We start from the raw sequence: 603 nt of genomic DNA, 5'->3' as shown, positions 1-603 counted from the left end.
GTCATGGTGATCTCCAGTGCCTCCGAAGCATCCACCGCCGACGAGGTAACCCGCCAAATCGGAGTCACAGTGCATCACCACGACGTCGCCCCGCATGTCCCCATCGACAAGGCGAACAGCGCGCGCAGCATCGCCCTGCACCACGAGATCGACCTCATCGTCTCGGTGGGCGGAGGGTCGACCACGGGGCTGGCCAAGGCAATCGCGATGGTCACCGGAATCCCGATCATCGCGATACCCACCACCTACTCCGGCTCCGAGGCCACCAACGTCTGGGGGCTGACCGAACAATCCCGCAAGACCACCGGGGTCGACGACAAGGTGCTCCCCACCACGGTCATCTACGACGCCAACCTGACCCTGTCGCTGCCCGTGGACCTGTCGGTGGCATCCGGGATGAACGGGCTCGCCCACTGCATCGACGCCATGTGGGGACCCCGGGCGGATCCGATCAACCGGGCGCTCGCCGGCGAAGGCATCCGCACTCTCGCCGCCGGACTGCCGGCCGTGAACGCCGATCCCCACGGACTGCCCGGTCGGGAACAGGTCCTGTACGGCGCGTACCTGGCCGGGGTCGCTTTCGCCTCCGCCGGATCGGGCCTG

The 603-nt window shown here is 67.7% G+C and carries 1 protein-coding gene; it reads left to right on the top strand.

Annotated features, from left to right (window positions below):
- On the top strand, positions 1-603 hold a 603-nt coding region (locus AZG88_RS25595; protein ID WP_156517620.1), incomplete at both ends, for an iron-containing alcohol dehydrogenase.

This window comes from Rhodococcus sp. LB1, assembly GCF_001583455.1.
Lineage (GTDB): Bacteria > Actinomycetota > Actinomycetes > Mycobacteriales > Mycobacteriaceae > Rhodococcus_F > Rhodococcus_F opacus.
The sequence above is the reverse complement of the archived record's forward strand: the minus strand, read 5'-3'. Positions and strand labels throughout refer to the sequence as shown.